General features: G+C 61.0%; 18 protein-coding genes and 1 pseudogene. 10 read left to right on the plus strand and 9 right to left on the minus strand.

All coding sequences use genetic code 11. The annotated features are described in order from the left end of the window. Nucleotides 1-11: 11 nt before the first annotated feature. From GFM02_RS22635 to GFM02_RS22650, 4 genes are all read right to left on the minus strand, one after another. The gene (locus GFM02_RS22635; RefSeq protein ID WP_168322925.1) at nucleotides 12-998 is read right to left on the minus strand and encodes a glycosyltransferase family 8 protein; all 987 of its coding nucleotides are present in this window, start codon (nucleotides 996-998) and stop codon (nucleotides 12-14) included. Between the two features lie 100 nt (nucleotides 999-1,098). Then, on the minus strand, nucleotides 1,099-1,485 hold the full coding sequence (locus GFM02_RS22640; RefSeq protein ID WP_026265364.1) for a type II toxin-antitoxin system VapC family toxin: 387 nt from the start codon (nucleotides 1,483-1,485) through the stop codon (nucleotides 1,099-1,101). Between the two features lie 2 nt (nucleotides 1,486-1,487). Further along, nucleotides 1,488-1,748 (minus strand): type II toxin-antitoxin system Phd/YefM family antitoxin, encoded by a 261-nt coding sequence (locus GFM02_RS22645; protein ID WP_020051018.1) that lies wholly within the window; start codon nucleotides 1,746-1,748, stop codon nucleotides 1,488-1,490. Nucleotides 1,749-1,848: 100 nt separating this feature from the next. Continuing rightward, nucleotides 1,849-3,051 carry a pyridoxal phosphate-dependent aminotransferase gene (locus GFM02_RS22650; protein WP_018495440.1) on the minus strand — a complete coding sequence of 401 codons (1,203 nt, stop codon included), beginning with the start codon at nucleotides 3,049-3,051 and terminating at the stop codon, nucleotides 1,849-1,851. Between the two features lie 384 nt (nucleotides 3,052-3,435). On the opposite strand from GFM02_RS22650, the gene GFM02_RS22655 reads away from it, so the two are divergent. The 3 genes from GFM02_RS22655 to GFM02_RS22665 are packed head-to-tail and all read left to right on the plus strand — an operon-like array spanning nucleotide 3,436 to nucleotide 7,787. Beyond that, entirely contained in the window at nucleotides 3,436-5,823 is a 2,388-nt protein-coding gene (locus tag GFM02_RS22655; protein WP_168322869.1) for a marine proteobacterial sortase target protein, read from the plus strand. After that, nucleotides 5,813-6,586: a class GN sortase gene (locus GFM02_RS22660; protein ID WP_168270732.1), complete on the plus strand. Its 774-nt coding sequence runs from the start codon at nucleotides 5,813-5,815 to the stop codon at nucleotides 6,584-6,586. Before GFM02_RS22655 ends, GFM02_RS22660 begins: the two co-directional genes overlap by 11 nt. A 58-nt stretch (nucleotides 6,587-6,644) precedes the next feature. Next, nucleotides 6,645-7,787, plus strand: coding sequence for a PQQ-dependent sugar dehydrogenase (locus tag GFM02_RS22665; protein ID WP_168322870.1), 1,143 nt, complete (start codon nucleotides 6,645-6,647; stop codon nucleotides 7,785-7,787). A 4-nt stretch (nucleotides 7,788-7,791) separates the two neighbouring features. On the opposite strand, the gene GFM02_RS22670 is transcribed toward GFM02_RS22665, so the two are convergent. Next, nucleotides 7,792-8,262 (minus strand): DUF3052 domain-containing protein, encoded by a 471-nt coding sequence (locus GFM02_RS22670; RefSeq protein WP_168270730.1) that lies wholly within the window; start codon nucleotides 8,260-8,262, stop codon nucleotides 7,792-7,794. 98 nt (nucleotides 8,263-8,360) lie between these two features. Between GFM02_RS22670 and GFM02_RS22675 the strand changes: the two genes are divergently transcribed. The 6 genes from GFM02_RS22675 (at nucleotide 8,361) to GFM02_RS22700 (ending at nucleotide 13,359) form a co-directional block, all read left to right on the plus strand. Continuing rightward, a complete protein-coding gene (locus GFM02_RS22675; protein ID WP_020051024.1) occupies nucleotides 8,361-9,251 on the plus strand; it encodes a DMT family transporter in 891 nt (296 codons plus the stop codon). A 485-nt stretch (nucleotides 9,252-9,736) separates the two neighbouring features. Further along, nucleotides 9,737-9,952 (plus strand): cold-shock protein, encoded by a 216-nt coding sequence (locus tag GFM02_RS22680; RefSeq protein ID WP_003561293.1) that lies wholly within the window; start codon nucleotides 9,737-9,739, stop codon nucleotides 9,950-9,952. 140 nt (nucleotides 9,953-10,092) lie between these two features. Next, a complete protein-coding gene (locus tag GFM02_RS22685; RefSeq protein ID WP_017961454.1) occupies nucleotides 10,093-10,548 on the plus strand; it encodes a BA14K family protein in 456 nt (151 codons plus the stop codon). Nucleotides 10,549-10,786: 238 nt separating this feature from the next. Beyond that, entirely contained in the window at nucleotides 10,787-11,755 is a 969-nt protein-coding gene (locus tag GFM02_RS22690) for an aliphatic sulfonate ABC transporter substrate-binding protein (protein WP_168322871.1), read from the plus strand. Nucleotides 11,756-11,774: 19 nt separating this feature from the next. Next, a complete protein-coding gene (locus GFM02_RS22695; protein WP_168322872.1) occupies nucleotides 11,775-12,617 on the plus strand; it encodes an ABC transporter permease in 843 nt (280 codons plus the stop codon). Between the two features lie 4 nt (nucleotides 12,618-12,621). Further along, nucleotides 12,622-13,359, plus strand: coding sequence for an ABC transporter ATP-binding protein (locus tag GFM02_RS22700; protein WP_168322873.1), 738 nt, complete (start codon nucleotides 12,622-12,624; stop codon nucleotides 13,357-13,359). A gap of 26 nt (nucleotides 13,360-13,385) precedes the next feature. Here the strand turns inward: GFM02_RS22700 and GFM02_RS22705 are convergent, their stop codons facing one another. The 3 genes from GFM02_RS22705 to GFM02_RS22715 are packed head-to-tail and all read right to left on the minus strand — an operon-like array spanning nucleotide 13,386 to nucleotide 15,980. Then, nucleotides 13,386-14,762, minus strand: a complete 1,377-nt coding sequence (locus GFM02_RS22705) for an ATP-binding protein (RefSeq protein ID WP_020051028.1) — start codon at nucleotides 14,760-14,762, stop codon at nucleotides 13,386-13,388. 24 nt (nucleotides 14,763-14,786) lie between these two features. Beyond that, the gene (locus tag GFM02_RS22710; RefSeq protein WP_011652933.1) at nucleotides 14,787-15,488 is read right to left on the minus strand and encodes a response regulator; all 702 of its coding nucleotides are present in this window, start codon (nucleotides 15,486-15,488) and stop codon (nucleotides 14,787-14,789) included. Next, the gene (locus tag GFM02_RS22715; RefSeq protein WP_168322874.1) at nucleotides 15,489-15,980 is read right to left on the minus strand and encodes a MarR family winged helix-turn-helix transcriptional regulator; all 492 of its coding nucleotides are present in this window, start codon (nucleotides 15,978-15,980) and stop codon (nucleotides 15,489-15,491) included. 254 nt (nucleotides 15,981-16,234) lie between these two features. Here GFM02_RS22715 and GFM02_RS22720 point away from each other — a divergent pair. After that, nucleotides 16,235-16,678 (plus strand): annotated as a pseudogene (locus tag GFM02_RS22720) (aminotransferase class IV); the annotation flags it as partial. Between the two features lie 143 nt (nucleotides 16,679-16,821). On the opposite strand, the gene GFM02_RS22725 reads toward GFM02_RS22720, so the two are convergent. Beyond that, a complete protein-coding gene (locus GFM02_RS22725) occupies nucleotides 16,822-17,091 on the minus strand; it encodes a hypothetical protein (protein WP_003541697.1) in 270 nt (89 codons plus the stop codon). Between the last annotated feature and the right edge of the window lie 25 nt (nucleotides 17,092-17,116).

Consider the following 17,116-nt stretch of genomic DNA (forward strand, 5'->3'; position numbering starts at 1 on the left):
CGGTCGTCCCACTAGCTGTTGCTGAAATAAGCGCGTGTTCGCGCCAGCCGCGCCAGCCCGCCGATCCGCTTTCCCAAATGCGAAAGGAACCCCGCAATCCGGCCCGTCATCGACGGCTGTCTGCAGAAGAAAGCCCATGGCGTATTGGCGAGATCCTCTGCATAACGCCTGGCCATCCGACGATGCACCCACGGCACAGTCGCCTGCCACGGCTTTTTCCGGCCGGTGAAATGGATGATTGCCGGCCGGCCGACGAAAGGCAGAAGGCCGGTCTGCGTGTTCCAGCGCGGATCGAGCACCAGCCAGTTGCCATCGAAAGTGACGTTCAGCGCATCCTGGTCGTTATTCTCGAAAAGATGCGACCGCTCCTCGAAGATCTTCCGCGTCCCGGAAAAAAGCCCCCTCGACCGGCAGGCCGACCAGTCGAACAGCAGGACGCCGGCATTGAAATAGCGGCCGCCCTCGCGCATGCCGATCTTTCGCTGCCGTGCGCCGGCCTTCTCGGGAAAGGCCATGACATAATCGTCTACGGCGGCAAGCGCCTTGCCCTGCAAATCCATGGCGAATAGGTCGTCGACCGGCGCAACCGCAAGCACATCGGCATCCAGATAAAGCAGCCGCGCGACATGTTCTGGAATGTGCAGATCCATGTAGAGCCGCGCCAGCGTCGCGCCCGACCAGCGGCCCCGCGCCTGCAGCGCCGTATCCGGCGTATTGTAGGGCAGCACCTTGATTGCCATGCCGTGCAGCCGAGCGAAATTTTCGACCTCGGCGATCTCGTTCGGCTTGAGGTCGATGCCGAGAAGCAGGAACTCCACAGTGGAACTTGAGAGATTGCGCTTGACGGAAAGCAGGGTGCAGCAGGCGGCCGGCAGCATGTTGACATCCGAACAGACGATGACGGCACTCTGCTGCAAAATCCCGGCCTCCCGAAGCGGCGACTTAAACTGATGCCGGATATCTAGTTGGTTTAATGCCAACCCGCAACCGCAGATCACCCGCCTGACCGTCACTCTGCGTCACGATTTGAATCGGAATTCAACGACTTGCGAGACAAAGCGGATTTGGATGTGCAGCATGTTGAATCGGAACGTGAACTTAGAGCCGCAGCGCCAATGGATGATCAACGAGCAGCCGGTCGACTGTTGCAAGCTGCAGTCCCTCGACCTTGCACTGAGCGAGCAGCAAGCGATCGAAGGGATCGCGCGTCTCCGGCTCGGGGTCGGCGGCGGTGATGACGTGCGCGATATCGATGGGCAGGATCGTCAGCCCGGTGCCCTGCAGGTAGGCTGGAATAACGTCCAGGGTTAGTCCCGGCTGCAACTTGCCAAGTCGTGTCTTGATCGCGATTTCCCAAAGGCTCGCGACGCTGACGAAACCTTCGGTCGCGGCGTGCAAAAGCACGCGTTGGACATCAGGAAAACGGTCCGTCAGCTTTCGTTGGACGATTGCGATGATCATATGCGTGTCGAGTAGCACACGCATGATCACGGCAGCGGCTTGAGAAGAAAATCTTCCGGCAAAGGATCGTCGAAGTCGTCGGCGATATACATCTCCGTCCGCGCGATACCCTTGGAACGAAGATAGGCTTCGCCGGCCTCCAGGTTCAAACCGCCGCGTTTTTGATGCGGCACGAGATCGAACACCGGCCGGCCGTTGCGTGTCACGACAATGGTTTCACCTTCCTCGACCTCACGGGCGAGTTCGGTCAGGCGGTTCTTCGCATCACGGATCGAAACGGTCTTCATGGAGGCAAATGTAGCTACATGCAGCTACATCGTCAACGTCTTCGCATAGAAAAGGCCCGCCGTCGCCAGCGGGCCTTCGATTGGTGCTTTTGAGAACCGCTTACTTGCAGGCGCCGCAGAAGCGCTGGATGCGGCGGCAGGCTTCCTCGAGCAGCTCTTCCGAAGTCGCGTAGGAGATGCGGAAGTTCGGGCCGAGACCGAAGGCCGAACCGTGAACGACGGCAACACCTTCCGTTTCCAGAAGCTCGGAAACGAAATCCTCGTCCGTCTCGATCACCTTGCCCGACGGCGCCGTCTTGCCGATCAGGCCGGCACAGGACGGATAGACGTAGAAGGCGCCTTCCGGCACCGGGCAGACAATGCCCTTGGCCTGGTTCAGCATCGAAACGACGAGATCGCGGCGGCCTTCGAAGATCTTCTTGTTCGCTGGGATGAAATCCTGCGTGCCGTTCAGCGCTTCGACAGCTGCCCACTGGGCGATCGACGTCGCACCCGAGGTCTGCTGCCCCTGGATCATATCCATGGCCTTGATGAGCTGGATCGGGCCGGCCGCATAGCCGATACGCCAGCCGGTCATCGCATAGGCCTTGGAGACGCCGTTCATCGTCAGCGTGCGGTCGTAGAGCTTCGGCTCGACTTCCACAGGAGTGACGAATTTGAAGTCGCCATAGGTCAGGTGCTCATACATGTCGTCGGTCAGCACCCAGACCTGCGGATGCTTCATCAACACATCCGTCAGCGCCTTCAACTCGTCCTGCGTATAGGCCGCCCCCGTCGGGTTGGACGGCGAGTTGAAGATGAACCACTTGGTCTTCGGCGTGATCGCCTTTTCAAGATCGGCGGCCTGGAGCTTGAAGTTATGCTCCTGGGTGGCCGAAACGAAAACCGGCGTGCCGCCGCACAGCGCCACCATCTCAGGATAAGAAACCCAGTAGGGCGCCGGGATGACGACTTCGTCGCCGGGGTTCAGCGTCGCCATGAAGGCGTTGAAAAGGATCTGCTTACCGCCGGTGCCGACGATCGTCTGCTCCCAGGAATAATCGAGGCCGTTCTCGCGCTTGAACTTGGCGGCGATCGCCTTTCGCAGTTCCGGGATACCGGAAACCGGCGTGTACTTCGTTTCGCCGCGGTTGATCGCGTCGATGGCGGCCGTCTTGATATTATCGGGCGTATCGAAATCCGGCTCACCCGCGCCAAGGCCGATGACGTCACGTCCTTTTGCTTTCAGCTCGCGCGCTTTCTGGGAGACGGCGATGGTGGCTGAAGGCTTCACACGGGAAAGAGCATCGGCAAGGAAAGCCATGATAACGGTCCTAATGGTTGAAACGGACAGAAAGCCGGGACCGGAGTTCTGCGGTTAGCTCTATGTCCAATGTATGACGGCATTTCAAGCGGAAAGGCGTCATGGTGGCATGATTCTTATTGATCGGTTCGCCACGCCGCCCACCCGGCATGCCGCCCCCTTTGGAGAAGCTTGCGTCACGCGGTCGAAACGCCATGCGCAGATCTTGAATCAATCTCTGAAGTCACCCGGATTTATCCGCTGAAATCAGTGGCATCGTCGAATTCGATCATTGCCACGAATAAGCCGCAACAAATGCCGCGCCACGCCGCAATTCCGTCGCGAGCGCGCCGAGATCGAAGCCGCATCATCCGGCATCCGAAATTGGTTATTGAGGGTATGCCAATGTTTCTGGAAGATGAGTTTGCCATAGGGCGCATTCGTGCGCGCCGAATTTCCGTTTCAGTCCTTGTTGCCGTCACCGCCTTTGCCGCCTGCATCGCCGCGATACTGGGGCTTGCCTCCGCCGCCCGCGCCGGGCAGACGCCGCAGGCATCCGCCCAGCTCACAGCGCTTGTCCGGCCGAACGACGTCAATAGCGGCTCGCTGCTCTTTCCGTCGAAGGAGCCGGGCTTCTATGTCGAAGCGCCGCGGCTGAAGACCGATGTCGCCATCGATGTCTCCGGCCCGATCGCCAGGGTGAAGGTGACGCAGCGCTTCCAGAATCCGAGCCAGGGTTGGGTCGAAGGCACCTACGTCTTCCCGCTACCGGACAGTTCCGCCGTCGACGCGCTGAAAATGCAGATCGGCGAACGCTTCATCGAAGGCCAGATCAAACCGCGCCAGGAAGCCCGCGAGATCTACGAGCAGGCCAAGGCGGAGGGCAAGAAGACGGCGTTGCTCGAGCAGCAGCGGCCGAACATCTTCACCAACCAGGTCGCCAATATCGGTCCCGGCGAAACCATCGTCGTCCAGATCGAATACCAGCAGACCATCCACCAGTCGGGCGGCGAGTTCTCGCTGCGCTTCCCGATGGTCGTCGCTCCGCGCTACAATCCGGCGCCGATCGTCCAGACTGTCGAATTCAACAATGGCGCCGGTTTCGCCACGCCGCGCGACCCGGTGGAAAACCGCGACAAGATCGAAGCCCCCGTGCTCGATCCGCGTGAGAACGCCAGGATCAATCCGGTTTCGCTGACCGTCGACCTCCAGGCCGGTTTCCCGCTCGGCGATGTCAAATCGTCCTTCCACGCGGTCGATATCAGCCAGCATGGAGACCAGGCGAGGACGATCAGCCTGAAGGCGGACACCGTTCCCGCCGATAAGGATTTCGAGCTCACCTGGAAGGCCGCTCCCGGCAAAATGCCGAGTGCCGGCCTCTTCCGCGAAGTGATTGATGGTAAGACCTATCTGCTCGCCTTCGTCACCCCGCCCACGGCCCCAGATGCGGCAGCGCCGGCGGCAAAACGCGAGGTGGTCTTCGTCATCGACAATTCCGGCTCCATGTCCGGCCCGTCGATCGAGCAGGCGAGGCAGAGCCTGGCGCTTGCCATCTCCAAGCTGAACCCCGACGACCGCTTCAACGTCATCCGTTTCGACGATACGATGACTGACTATTTCAAGGGTCTCGTTGCTGCGACGCCTGACAATCGCGAAAAGGCGATCGCCTATGTCAGAGGCCTCACCGCTGACGGCGGCACGGAAATGCTGCCTGCTCTTGAGGATGCGTTGCGAAACCAGGGACCGGTCGCAAGCGGAGTATTGCGCCAGGTCGTATTCCTGACGGATGGCGCGATCGGCAACGAACGGCAGCTCTTCCAGGAAATCACCGCAAATCGCGGCGATGCCCGTGTCTTCACCGTCGGCATCGGCTCGGCGCCGAACACCTATTTCATGACCAAGGCCGCCGAGATCGGCCGCGGCACCTTCACGGCGATCGGCTCGACCGACCAGGTGGCAAGCCGCATGGGCGAGCTTTTCGCCAAGCTGCAGAACCCAGCCATGACCGATATCACTGCCACCTTCGAAGGCATCGAAGCCGAGAATATCACGCCGAACCCGATGCCGGACCTCTACAGCGGCGAGCCCGTCGTGCTGACCGCAGAGCTGCCTGAGGCGAAGCCCGCCGGCAAGCTGCAGATCATCGGCAAGACAGGCGACCAGCCCTGGCGTGTCGAGATGGATATCGCCAATGCCGCCGACGGCAGCGGCATTTCCAAGCTCTGGGCGCGCCGCAAGATCGACGATTTCGAGGCCCGCGCCTATGAGCGTCGGGATCCGGCCGCGCTCGACAAGGATATTGAGACAGTGGCGCTCGCCCACCATCTCGTCTCCCGCGTCACCAGCCTGGTTGCCGTCGATGTAACCCCGTCGCGCCCGGCCGATCAGCCGCTCGGCTCGGCCAAGCTGCCGCTCAATCTGCCGGATGGCTGGGATTTCGATAAAGTCTTCGGTGAAAACGCTGCCCCTCTTGGCGGCCTAGAACGCCATGGCTCGGCTACGCCGGCAGGAAACGCCGGACCGGAGCAGGCTGCAGCCGAAACACAGGCACTTGTTGCATCGCCTGAGATCGCAAACATGATGGCCGCAGCCCCGACCGCCAAGGCGGCCACCATGATCGCGCAGAAGAGCTCGACCGTGAACCTGCCGCAGACGGCGACGCGCGCCGACGAGCAGATCATCCGCGGGCTGACCATGCTGCTCCTGGCGCTGACGGCGGCAAGCGGGCTGGCCGTCTGGCGGCGGCGCCTCAAGGGCATTATCGCGGTCGGAGCCAAGCGAAATGGTCTCTAGGCTCTCCGCAAGCCAGAACGAGGAAGCGGCCGAATTCGAACCGCTTCCGAGCTATCTGGAACTCGCCATGGCCGCCGCCACGGCCTATGACAGACCGAAGATGCGCCAGAAGAAGGGTTTCTTCCTCTGGCGTCTTTCCTCGATCGAAAAGGTGATCGCCTTTGCCATCGCCGGCCTTGCCCTCTATGGCTTGGCGCTGATCGGCGACGGCTTCCTGCTGAAGGCGAAGGCCGAGCTCTCCCAGATCCTGCTGAAACGCGCCTTTGCCGCGGAACTGCAGGGGAAAGAGACAAAACCCTGGCCCTGGGCGGATTTCACCACGGAGGCCAAGGTGCGCGCCCCGCGCCTCGGCAAGGAAGCGATCGTGCTCTCCGGCGCCTCTGGCGAGGCTCTGGCATTCGGCCCGGCCTGGCTCGCCAACACGCCGCAGCCCGGCGAGGAAGGCACCTCCGTCATTGCCGCCCATCGCGACACGCATTTCCGCTGGCTGCAATATATAAGGCCCGGCGATACGATCGAGGTCACTCGCCGCGACGGCAAACTATTGACCTTCAAGGCCGGCGAGGGCCGCATCGCCCCGTGGGATGCCAACGGCATCGATCCCTCCTCCGATGGCCACCGCCTGGTGCTGACCACCTGCTGGCCCTTCAATGCCATCGAACGCGGGCCGTTGCGCTATATCCTCGAGGCAGAATTGGTCGATAGCCAGGCGACCGGCTCCGTTCAACCGGCAAACACAAAGCCGTTATTGCAGACCCAATGAGGTTGAAGCCCTTCCCTGTCCGCTCCACGTTCAAGATTAAGAGACGACGGGGAGCAAGATGAAGAGAGTGTCCGCCTTCCATTTCGCTGCAGCGCTGGCCCTGTTCGGCGCCGTTTCCGCGGATGCGGCCGATACCGTCAAGACGCAGGATCTCGCCGTCCGCGTCGACAAACTCGTCGATGGCCTTCAACATCCCTGGGCGGTCGAGGTCTTGCCCGATGGCGCCTATCTCGTCACCGAGCGGCCGGGCCGCATGCGCATCATCCGCGACGGCAAGGTCTCCGACCCGATTGGCGGCGTGCCCAAGGTCAGTGCCCGTGGCCAGGGTGGCCTGATGGACGTGGCGCTCGCGCCGGACTTTGCGACATCTCGCAAACTCTATTTCACCGCCGCCATCGCCAACAGGCAGGGCTCCGGCACCGAAGCCTTCAGCGCCACGCTTTCCACTGACGAGAAGACACTCGACGCCGTGACGCCTATCTTCAGCATGCGGCGCTTCACGTCAGGCAATATCCAGTACGGCTCGCGCATCGCGATATCAGGTGACGGTACGCTGTTCATCAGCGTCGGCGATCGCGGCAACGGCGACCGCTCGCAGAACTGGCAGGACGATGCCGGCTCGATCATCCACATCAATGCCGATGGCAGCATCCCTGCCGGCAATCCGTTCAAGGACGGCGGCAAGGCGCTGCCGGAAATCTGGTCGAAAGGCCACCGCAACCCGCAGGGCATCACCTTCGACGCCAAGGATGGCAAGCTCTATACCGTCGAACACGGTGCGCGCGGCGGCGACGAGATCAACCAGCCCGAGGCCGGCAAGAATTACGGCTGGCCGATCATCACCTATGGCCGAGACTATTCGGGCGCGGAGATTGGCGAAGGTACAGCCAAGGAAGGGCTGGAACAGCCGCTGCATTATTGGGATCCTTCGATCGCGCCTGGCGCCCTCGTCGTCTATCGCGGCGCCATGTTCCCGGAATGGGACGGCAATTTCCTCGTCGCGGCGCTGAAGTTCCAGCTGCTCTCGCGCATGCAGCGTGACGAAACCGGCGCCTTCGTCGCCGAGGAGCGCCTGTTTAAAGGCGAATACGGCCGCATCCGCGACGTCGTCGTCGCCCCCGACGGCGCCCTGCTGATGGTGACGGACGAGGACGACGGCGCGCTGCTCAGGATCTCGAGAGCCCAAGCCCGTAACGGCTGAGACGTCACAACGCGCCGCGCAGTTCCTTGCGGATGACGAATTTCAACCCGGACCAGATCTCGTCGACGGCGCAGACCTTGACGTCGATCAGACCGGTTGGGAGCAGAACATCCCGCAGCACGTCCTCGGTGATATCGGTCGAAACCCTTGAACTCTTCTTCGGCCAGGAGATCCAGACCATACCGTCCGGTCTCAGGGCACAAAAAAGCGCTGGCGCGATGGCCTCCAGCGCCGCACGTTCTGTCGTAAACAGATGCACGTAGTCGAATGCACGCTGAGGCGTCTCGGGAAGCGCATGGACGACCGAAGCAAAACCCGCGAAACCATTGATGTCGCCGATCGTTTCGGGAATGCCGAGAAGAGCGGCTGCCTGCCCCTGTGCGAGGCCGAGTTTCCTGACGAGCGGCGTGCCGGAATAGCCTGCTGTCCCAGCTACCGCCGCATCGCCGGCCGGCTTCCGTTCCTCGCGTCGCATGTCTTCACCTCCGTCAACCGGCACGAAGTCTTCACCCTTGCCGAAAGCAAACGCAACTGCTAACCGCTCGGGCACATCTCCTTCCCATCGAGGACGACATGACGCGCGTTCAGGCGAACCTCCTCCTATTGCTTGCAGCTGCCATCTGGGGCGGCGGCTTCGTCGCGCAGTCGACGGCGATGAAGGCGATCGGCCCCTTCTGGTTCATCGGCCTGCGTTTTGCCGTCGCCACCCTGGCCGTGCTGCCTTTTGTCCTTTTTGAAGCGCGCAAGGCAACGGAGAAGACCAGCGCACGTCATGCCAAGCTCTACATCCTGATCGGCCTTGCCCTTTTCGGCGGCGCAGCCACGCAGCAGGTCGGACTGCAGACGACGACGGTGACGAATTCCAGCTTCATCACCGGCCTCTACGTCGTTTTCGTGCCTGTTATCGCCGTGTTCTTCCTGCGCCGTGCTCCGCATTGGATCATCTGGCCGGGCGCGCTGATGGCGGTCACCGGCATCTATCTGCTGTCCGGCGGCCATCTTTCGGCGCTGACATCAGGCGATCTGCTGACCGTCGTCTGCGCCGTCTTCTGGGCGATCCAGATCACCCTTGCCGGCACGACCGTTTCGGAGACCGGAAGGCCGCTCGCGCTCTCCGCCGTGCAATTCGCCGTCACCGCGGTCTGTGCGCTGGCCGTTGCCGCAGCCGTCGAACCGGTCAGCCTTTCGGCGATACGGGCCGCGGCGCCGGAGATCCTTTATGTCGGCATCTTCTCCTCAGGCGTGGCTTTCGTGCTGCAGGTGATCGGCCAGCGCTACACGACACCCTCGCAGGCAGCGATCTTTCTTTCTTCCGAAGCGCTCTTCGGTGCCTCACTTGCAGCCCTGCTGCTCGGCGAAACGATGCCGGCAACAGGTTATGCAGGTTGCGCGCTAGTGTTTATCGCTATGCTTGTGGTCGAGCTCGTGCCCGGGTTCACCCAGCGGCACCTGCCAGCCGCGTGAACACGCGTCCAAATATGGGCGAGTCACGCATCGGAAAAAAATTCATCTGCCGCAAGAGACGCGTTCACGTTGCATTTTTGGGAAAATCTGCTCGGAACTTATATTGCAGACGATATAAAACGTTAATCATTCCCTATCGGCGAAGGAAATTTTGCGTTTTTGCGCAAATTGGAGATCGACAGGGGTGTGCCCGGAACGACACGTTAAAAAACTTTTGCTTGCCAAAATCCTTTAAACGCAGCACTCTCAGCGCGTTCGGGCATTTTGCGAGCATGGGAAGTCCTTAAGTATTTGCGCGCCGGGAACGCTAATATTCCGGTCAGCCGGTTCCGAAAATGGCGGGCGAAAGTCCTGCCTGGGACAGGCCGAGGTAGAGGGGACCTTTTTCTCAAATTTCAAGAATTGCCTGCCAACACCTCCCGCAAGGAGGCAATGCTATGATGCTGCCCGTGTGGATGGCGGGCAGAGAGAAAAGGACCTGAGGCATGGCAGAGACTGGCACTGTAAAATTCTTCAATACCGATAAAGGCTTCGGCTTCATCAAGCCGGACCGGGGCGGCGCCGATATCTTCGTTCACATTTCTGCCGTTCAGGCCTCCGGCCTGGCCGGTCTGACGGAAAACCAGAAGGTAAGCTTCGACACGGAGCCGGATCGCCGCGGCAAGGGGCCGAAGGCCGTCAATTTGCAGATTGCGGGCTGAACCCTTAACAAGGCTGGCGAATTCGAGTTGAAGCCCGGCAGCAATGCCGGGTTTTGTCGTTCAGCCTTCGTTCAGCTACAGGTCTGTACGACTGTGACCATCGAGAAAGGGACCGGCGTTCGGTTCCCGGGATTAGGATTATGCTTATGAACAGGCTCGCCAAGACCCTTTTGCTGACGGCAACCGCTGCCGCACTCACGCTTTCCGCCATCGGTGAAGCGTCGGCCCGCGACCGCCACTGGCGCCATGGCAATCACGGCAACAACGATGCGTGGGTCGGCGGCGCCGTCGGCCTTGCGACCGGCTTGATCGTCGGCTCTGCCATCGCCAATGCCAATAACGGTCCGGTTTACGAAGAGCGCCGCTACATCGACCCAGCCTACGAGCCGGATTACTACGAGCCCGCTCCGGTCTATCGCGCGCCCCGCCGCGTCTATGTCGACCAGCCGCAATATTACGCGCCGGTTCGCACAGCGGTTGAGCCCTGGTCGCCGCAATGGCAGCGCTACTGCTCCTACCGTTACCGCTCCTTCGATCCGCGCAGCGGCACCTATATCGGCTATGACGGCCGCAGCCATTTCTGCACCGCCGGCTGATTTCGCCATCGTCCCTGATGCCAAGCGCCGCTCTTCAGCGGCGCTTTCTTTTTGTCAACCTGTCAGCCGGCCCTCTCCGGCGTATCCGCTTTCTTGATATTGCGCACCGCACCGCGCGGCAGAGGAAAAATATTTCCACAAATTCCATAGAAATAGACGTTATAGGTTTCCCGCCTGTCTCCGGTGTCCGTAGGTTATCTCAACCTATCGATGGCAATGGTAAGGAGAGGAATAAATTATGGGCGTGTTTCGTTCGGCGGTGATCGGTGTCACGGTTGCCTTGGGGCTGGGGCTGTCATCGGCTGACGCGGCCGATCTTTCGGAAATCAGGATCGACTGGGCGACCTATAACCCGGTCAGTGTTCTTCTGAAGAAGGAAGGCCTGCTGGAAAAGGAATTCGCCAAGGACAATATCAGCATTCGCTGGGTACAATCCGCCGGCTCGAACAAGGCGCTGGAATTCCTGAACGCCGGATCGATTGATTTCGGCTCGACGGCGGGTGCGGCGGCACTGATCGCGCGGGTCAACGGCAATCCGATCAAATCCATTTATGTTTATTCGCGCCCCGAATGGACGGCTCTGGTCACCCGCGCCGACAGTCCGATTGCCACCGTTCAGGATCTGAAGGGCAAGACGATCGCGGTGACGCGCGGCACCGATCCGCATGTCTTTCTCGTCCGTGCCTTGGCGGATGCCGGCCTGAAACAATCGGACGTGAAGCTGGTACTGCTGCAGCATGCCGACGGCAAGCTGGCGCTTCTGCGCGGCGATGTCGACGCATGGGCCGGGCTCGATCCGCTTATGGCGGCCGCCGAAGTGGACGACAAGGCGAAGCTCTTCTATCGCAAGCCGGAAAACAACAGCTGGGGCGTGCTCAATACGACCGAGACATTTGCCGCCGAACATCCCGACATAATCAAGCGAGTCATCGCCGTCTATGAGCAGGCACGGGCCGAGGCGCTTGCCGATCCTGCGGCACTCAAGGCGGTGCTGGTGGAAGCGGCAAAGCTGCCGGACGAAGTGATCGCCAAGCAGCTGGAGCGGACGGACATCTCGCAATCGACGATCGGCGACCTGCAGCGCGATACGATCTCGAAAGCGGGTATCGCCCTGCAAAGCGCCGGTGTCCTGCCCGCAGACGTCGACATTCCCGAAGTCACGAACGAGCTGATCGACGATCGTTTTGCCGTCGGGAAAACCCAGTAACAGAGCATAGAACATCGCTATGACGGACTTGACCGAAACCGGTATCAAGACGGAAACGAGGACGCCGCGCTTGGTCGCGGCGTCGATCTTTTATGGCGTGAGCAACAGGGTGGCGCTGGCCATGCTGCTGCCTGCGCTCGGGCTATTGTTCTGGGAGATTGCCGTCGCGGCCGGCTGGTTCTCAGGCCGTCTCATGCCGCCGCCATCCAGGGTCGCCGCGACGCTATGGGTGCTCTTGAGGTCCGGCGAACTGCTCGATCATATCGGCATCACCATCGTCCGGGTGTTCTTCGGATTTGCGATCGGCGCCGTCACGGCCACGATCGCCGGCGCTATAACTGGATATTTTGGGCTCGCCCGCCGACTGATCGATCCGTCGCTTCAGGCGCTCCGCTCCATTCCCTCAATCGCCTGGGTGCCGCTCTTCATTCTCTGGTTCGGGATCTTCGAGACATCCAAAGTGGCCTTGATCGCCGTCGGGGTCTTTTTTCCGGTCTATCTCGGCGTCTCGGGCGCAATTCTCTCGATTGATCGCAAGATTGTCGAGGTCGGGCTCATCTTCAGGCTTTCCGGTTTCGCACTGCTGCGGCGGGTCATGCTGCCTGCGGTCTTCCCGGCCTATGTGACTGCCTTGCGATCCGGCCTCGGTCTCGGTTGGATGTTTGTCGTCGCAGCGGAATTCATGGGAGCTTCGGAGGGCCTCGGCTATCTCCTCGTCGATGGCCAGCAAATGGGCAAGCCTGACCAGATCATGGCTGCCATCATCACCTTCGCGGTCGCAGGCAAGTTGACGGACAGTCTGCTGCTTGCGACGACGACACCTTTCCTGACCTGGCAGGACAGCTACAGGCGCGAGGGATAAGCCAATGCTGACGCTGCGAAATTTGGGAAAAACCTATGCAAATGGAGTGCGTGCCCTGGAGGGTTTCTCGCTCGGGCTGGCTCCGGGAGAAATCGTCGCCGTCATCGGCGGATCCGGCTGCGGCAAGAGCACGTTGCTGCGTTTGATCAGCGGCCTCGACATTCCCACGCAGGGAACGGTCGAGCTGAATGGCGAACAGGTCACCAAGCCGCATCCGCTGATCAATCTGATCTTTCAGGAGCCCCGCCTCTTCCCCTGGCTAAGCGTTGCCAACAATGTCGGCTTCGGCCTCACCGAACTCGAAGGCGATGATCGCAGGCAGCGGGTGGAGGCCGCATTGGAAAAGGTCGGCCTCGCGAAATTGGGCGGACGCTGGCCGAAGGAGTTGTCGGGCGGCCAGGCCCAGAGGGTGGCAATCGCCCGTGCACTGATCACCCGACCGGAGGTGCTGCTGCTGGATGAGCCTTTTTCGGCCCTCGATGCCTTCACGCGCGCCGATCTGCAGGATCACCTGCTCGACATATGGGCCGAAACGCGCCCAACGCTCGTGCTGGTGACGCATGATATCGACGAGGCGCTCGTCCTCGCCGACCGGATCATCGTGATGCGACCGTGGCCGGGTCGCATTCTCGATGAGATCAGCATCGACCTGCCGAGGAAGCGTGATCGGGCATCGGCGTCGTTCGAGGCCGCGAAAAGACAGCTGCTCGTGTCGCTCAATGTATCGCTGCAGTCCACCTGATATGCTGCCCATTTGGCGCAGGCCTGTTAGGCCGGGATGCGGATCGTGGCCCTCAGCCCGCCGAGCGGGCTGTCACCGAGCGTGACGTTGCCGCCGTGGCTGCGGGCGATGTCGCGGGCGATCGCAAGGCCGAGCCCGGTACCTGATGCATCGAGGTTGCGCGCCGTATCCAGCCGGAAGAACGGCTTGAACACGTCCTCACGGTTCTTTTCGGGAATGCCAGGCCCGTCATCGTCGAAGATGACGGTCAGCCATTTGGCATTGTGCTTGGCCTCGATGTCGAGCCTATCGGCATAACGCCGAGCATTCGAGGCAAGGTTGGTGACGAGCCGCATGAAAGCGTTCGGCCTGACGGAGATATCGTCATCGCCTTCGATGGAGTAGCTGAATTTTTTGCCGTGCAGGGCGAAATCGGATTCCAGCTTCGCGAAGATCTCACTGAGTCTCAGCTCGCCGACATCCTCTTCGACCTCGCCGCGTGCAAAGGCCATATAAGCCTCCAGCATAGTCTGCATGTCGTTGACGTCATCGTTGAGGCCATGCAGATCGGGATTGTCGCCGGCCAGCGCCAGCTGCAGCTTGAAGCGGGTGAGGATGGTGCGCAGATCATGACTGACGCCGGAGAGCATCGCGGTGCGCTGCTCGATCTGCCGTTCGATTCGCTCGCGCATCAGGATGAAGGCAAGGCCGGCGCGCCTCACCTCGTCGGCGCCCCGCGGATAGAAATTATCGGGCTTCTGCCCCTTGCCGAAGCTTTCGGCCGCGCGCGCCAAGGTCAGGATCGGCCGGATCTGGCCGCGCAGGAAGAGGATCGAGATGCCGATCAGCACCAGCGAGGTGCCGACCATCCAGACGATGAAGATATGCGTGTTCGAGGCATAGGTCTGGCTGCGCTTGGTCAGCACACGCAGGATCTTGTTGTCGAGTTTGATGCGGATCTCGACGAGGTTCGAGTTGCCGACCGTGTCGATCCAGAAAGGCCGATGGATCTCGTCGGTGATCTCGTCGCTGAGGATGCCGTCGAGGATCGAGAAGAACGGCTTGACGCGCGGTGGCGGTAGGTCGCCGTCCGGCTCGATCGAGATCTGCAGGCTGAGCTGGTCGCGGGCGATGCGGATGATCTCGCTATAGTCCGAATTCTGCGGATAGGTCTCGATGATCTCGATGATCGCGGCGATGTCGCGGGTAACTGCAAGCGACAGCCGCTCCGTTACCATTTGCCAGTGGCGCTCCATGAAAACGGCGGCGACGACGGATTGCAGGAGCACCATCGGAATGATGATGATCAGCAGCGAACGCGCGTAAAGTCCGGTCGGCAACCGCCGGCGCAGCCAGCGGACGATCGAGCGCCAGCCCGGCGCAGAAGTGCGGTCTTCCCGCCGCAAGCTGTCGATCGTCACCATCAGCGCCGGTCCCGAACCTTGAGTTTAGTCGATGCTCAGCCTGTATCCGATGCCGCGCACGGTCTGCAGCCAGACGGGATTGGCGGGATCGTCCTCGATCTTACGCCTCAGCCGGTTGATCTGCACGTCGATCGTCCGCTCGCCGACTTCGGTATCGTTGCCGATCAGTTCATGGCGGGGGATCGTGTCGCCGGCGCGCCGCGCAAAGAGCAGCATGATCTCCTGCTCGCGGTCGGTGAGCCGGATCACCTCGCTGGCTTTCTTCAGCTCCTTGCGGGTCAGCGAGAAAGTGTAGGGGCCGAACATCACCTGTTCGATCTTCGGTCCCTCGCCGCCGGCGTTGCGGCGCAGGATGTTGTTGATGCGCAGCACCAGTTCGCGTGGGTCGAAGGGCTTGGAAAGATAGTCGTCGGCGCCCGCCTCAAGGCCTTCGATGCGGTTGCCCGATTCTGCCAGCGCCGTCAGCATGATGATCGGGACGTTCTTGATGGCGCGAAGCCCGCGGGTAACCTCGATGCCGGATTCGCCGGGCATCATCACATCCATGATGATCAGGTCGAAGTCGAGACCCGCAAGCTTGCGCTGCGCCTCGGCGCCGTCGGCGGCGACGGTGACGCGGAAGCCGTTCTCGGCGAGATAACGATTGAGCAGCGCACGGATGCGGGAGTCGTCATCGACCACCAGCAAGTGCGCCGCATCATCGGAAATATCTGTCTTGACCGCCATTCAATCCGCCTTCTGTCTGTCCCGCATGCCGCTGAGGAAAGCTTTTACGCCCTCCCGCACCTCCGCAGAAGCCCCTTCGAATGCCCGCTCAATGCGGCGCGATTGCGGCTCGGCAAGGGCAAGCGCCAGCTCTCGTCCCGATTTCGTCGGATAGAGCTTGCGCTGCCGCCGGTCTTCAGGACCTGCCACCTGGCGAATATAGCCTGAGTCGATCAGCTGTTTCAGCACTCTTGCAAGGCTCTGCTTGGTGATCTTCAGCGTTTCGAGAAGATCGGCTACCGTCATGCCGGGATTGCGGTTGACGAAATGCACGACGCGGTGATGCGCTCGACCGAAGCCGCTCTTTTCGAGGATAGTGTCAGGATCGGAAACGAAGTCGCGATAGGCGAAGAAGAACAGCTCGATGATCTCGAAATCGATGATATCAGTATCTTCCATCGGCGTGGCTAGCGGCTCTGGCTTGCCTGCTTTCGGGCCGGTCTGTCGTGACACTCGGCATTTCCTTTCTTTTTCCGCGCGCTGCCGGAAGCTTTCGCGAAGATATGTCAGCCTTATTGACATAAATTTGGGTCGCTATTAGCTTCCGCGAACTCTGCGGGAGCTCCGCACGGCCTCTCATTTCCCTGGCATTTCCCCGGAAACCAAGGCCCGTCCCGGTACTCCGACGCGATACGCGATTTCCTCTTGCGTCTGTGGATAAAACGTAATGGGGACAACAATCAACAGGCATGGCGCGTTAAGCGCCGGAGATGATGGGCGTTTGGGCGCAGGCCAACCGCATCAACGTCGCCATCTGGCAATGGGGTAGCTATTTCAACCCGACCGAAAAGCTGAAGGGCGTCCGCCTCGATATCGCCGAATACCGCCGTCCCGATCCGAAGACGGCGCCCCGCGCCTCCAAGGCTGCCGGTTTTTACATGATCTGCACCATTTCCAAGCACGCCGCCGAAGCCAAGGGCTACGCAGATGCAATGATGCTCGATTATCGCGGCCAGGTCACTGAGGCGACCGGCGCCAACACCTTCTTCATCAAGGATGGCGTCATTCACACGCCGACCCCCGAATTGCTTCCTGAACGGCATCACCCGCCAGACGGTCATCGACCTCGCTTCACGCCGTCGACAATCTCCGAAACGCTGATGAACGACGACATGAAGGAAGTTTATCCGCCGGCGATCGCCGCCGGATAAGGCCCTCACGCAATTGGCCCGGCCACTGCATAATTCCTAAAATCGGAATCGATTTTAGGATGCAGCAATTCAAAGTGCTACAGCGTCCTTTGCGGCTCTCGAAAAGACGCGCGGCGCTGTAGATCCAGACCCGTCGGGCCTTTTTATCTATGCGCCCGTGCCATGACCAGTCCGGCGAGCGTAGAGAGAATGCCGCCGCCGATCAGGCCGCCGATGCCGTCGGCGATCAGGCCGGTCATAGCCGCTTCCCCACCGACCATGCTGAGCAGCATACCGCCGGCAACGCCGCCGATCGCACCGGCGATCGTACGGGCGACGACATTGATCGCCTGCTGCTTCAAAGCGGCGCTCGCGGCGTTGCCGCCGATTGCACCGGCAATCAATTGTGTGATGAGCGGAAGTAGCGCTTCCATGATTTCCTCCTCTGGCGATCTCCCC

It is taken from the genome of Rhizobium leguminosarum bv. viciae, assembly GCF_012276115.1.
GTDB lineage: Bacteria > Pseudomonadota > Alphaproteobacteria > Rhizobiales > Rhizobiaceae > Rhizobium > Rhizobium leguminosarum_T.

What these genes read in the sequence shown, in the direction of transcription:
- GFM02_RS22640 (WP_026265364.1), bottom strand. Translation starts at nt 1,485, where the DNA reads ATGCGTGTGCTACTCGACACGCATATGATCATCGCAATCGTCCAACGA.
- GFM02_RS22645 (WP_020051018.1), bottom strand. Translation starts at nt 1,748, where the DNA reads ATGAAGACCGTTTCGATCCGTGATGCGAAGAACCGCCTGACCGAACTC.
- GFM02_RS22650 (WP_018495440.1), bottom strand. Translation starts at nt 3,051, where the DNA reads ATGGCTTTCCTTGCCGATGCTCTTTCCCGTGTGAAGCCTTCAGCCACC.
- GFM02_RS22655 (WP_168322869.1), top strand. Translation starts at nt 3,436, where the DNA reads ATGTTTCTGGAAGATGAGTTTGCCATAGGGCGCATTCGTGCGCGCCGA.
- GFM02_RS22660 (WP_168270732.1), top strand. Translation starts at nt 5,813, where the DNA reads ATGGTCTCTAGGCTCTCCGCAAGCCAGAACGAGGAAGCGGCCGAATTC.
- GFM02_RS22665 (WP_168322870.1), top strand. Translation starts at nt 6,645, where the DNA reads ATGAAGAGAGTGTCCGCCTTCCATTTCGCTGCAGCGCTGGCCCTGTTC.
- GFM02_RS22670 (WP_168270730.1), bottom strand. Translation starts at nt 8,262, where the DNA reads ATGCGACGCGAGGAACGGAAGCCGGCCGGCGATGCGGCGGTAGCTGGG.
- GFM02_RS22675 (WP_020051024.1), top strand. Translation starts at nt 8,361, where the DNA reads ATGACGCGCGTTCAGGCGAACCTCCTCCTATTGCTTGCAGCTGCCATC.
- GFM02_RS22680 (WP_003561293.1), top strand. Translation starts at nt 9,737, where the DNA reads ATGGCAGAGACTGGCACTGTAAAATTCTTCAATACCGATAAAGGCTTC.
- GFM02_RS22685 (WP_017961454.1), top strand. Translation starts at nt 10,093, where the DNA reads ATGCTTATGAACAGGCTCGCCAAGACCCTTTTGCTGACGGCAACCGCT.
- GFM02_RS22690 (WP_168322871.1), top strand. Translation starts at nt 10,787, where the DNA reads ATGGGCGTGTTTCGTTCGGCGGTGATCGGTGTCACGGTTGCCTTGGGG.
- GFM02_RS22695 (WP_168322872.1), top strand. Translation starts at nt 11,775, where the DNA reads ATGACGGACTTGACCGAAACCGGTATCAAGACGGAAACGAGGACGCCG.
- GFM02_RS22700 (WP_168322873.1), top strand. Translation starts at nt 12,622, where the DNA reads ATGCTGACGCTGCGAAATTTGGGAAAAACCTATGCAAATGGAGTGCGT.
- GFM02_RS22705 (WP_020051028.1), bottom strand. Translation starts at nt 14,762, where the DNA reads ATGGTGACGATCGACAGCTTGCGGCGGGAAGACCGCACTTCTGCGCCG.
- GFM02_RS22710 (WP_011652933.1), bottom strand. Translation starts at nt 15,488, where the DNA reads ATGGCGGTCAAGACAGATATTTCCGATGATGCGGCGCACTTGCTGGTG.
- GFM02_RS22725 (WP_003541697.1), bottom strand. Translation starts at nt 17,091, where the DNA reads ATGGAAGCGCTACTTCCGCTCATCACACAATTGATTGCCGGTGCAATC.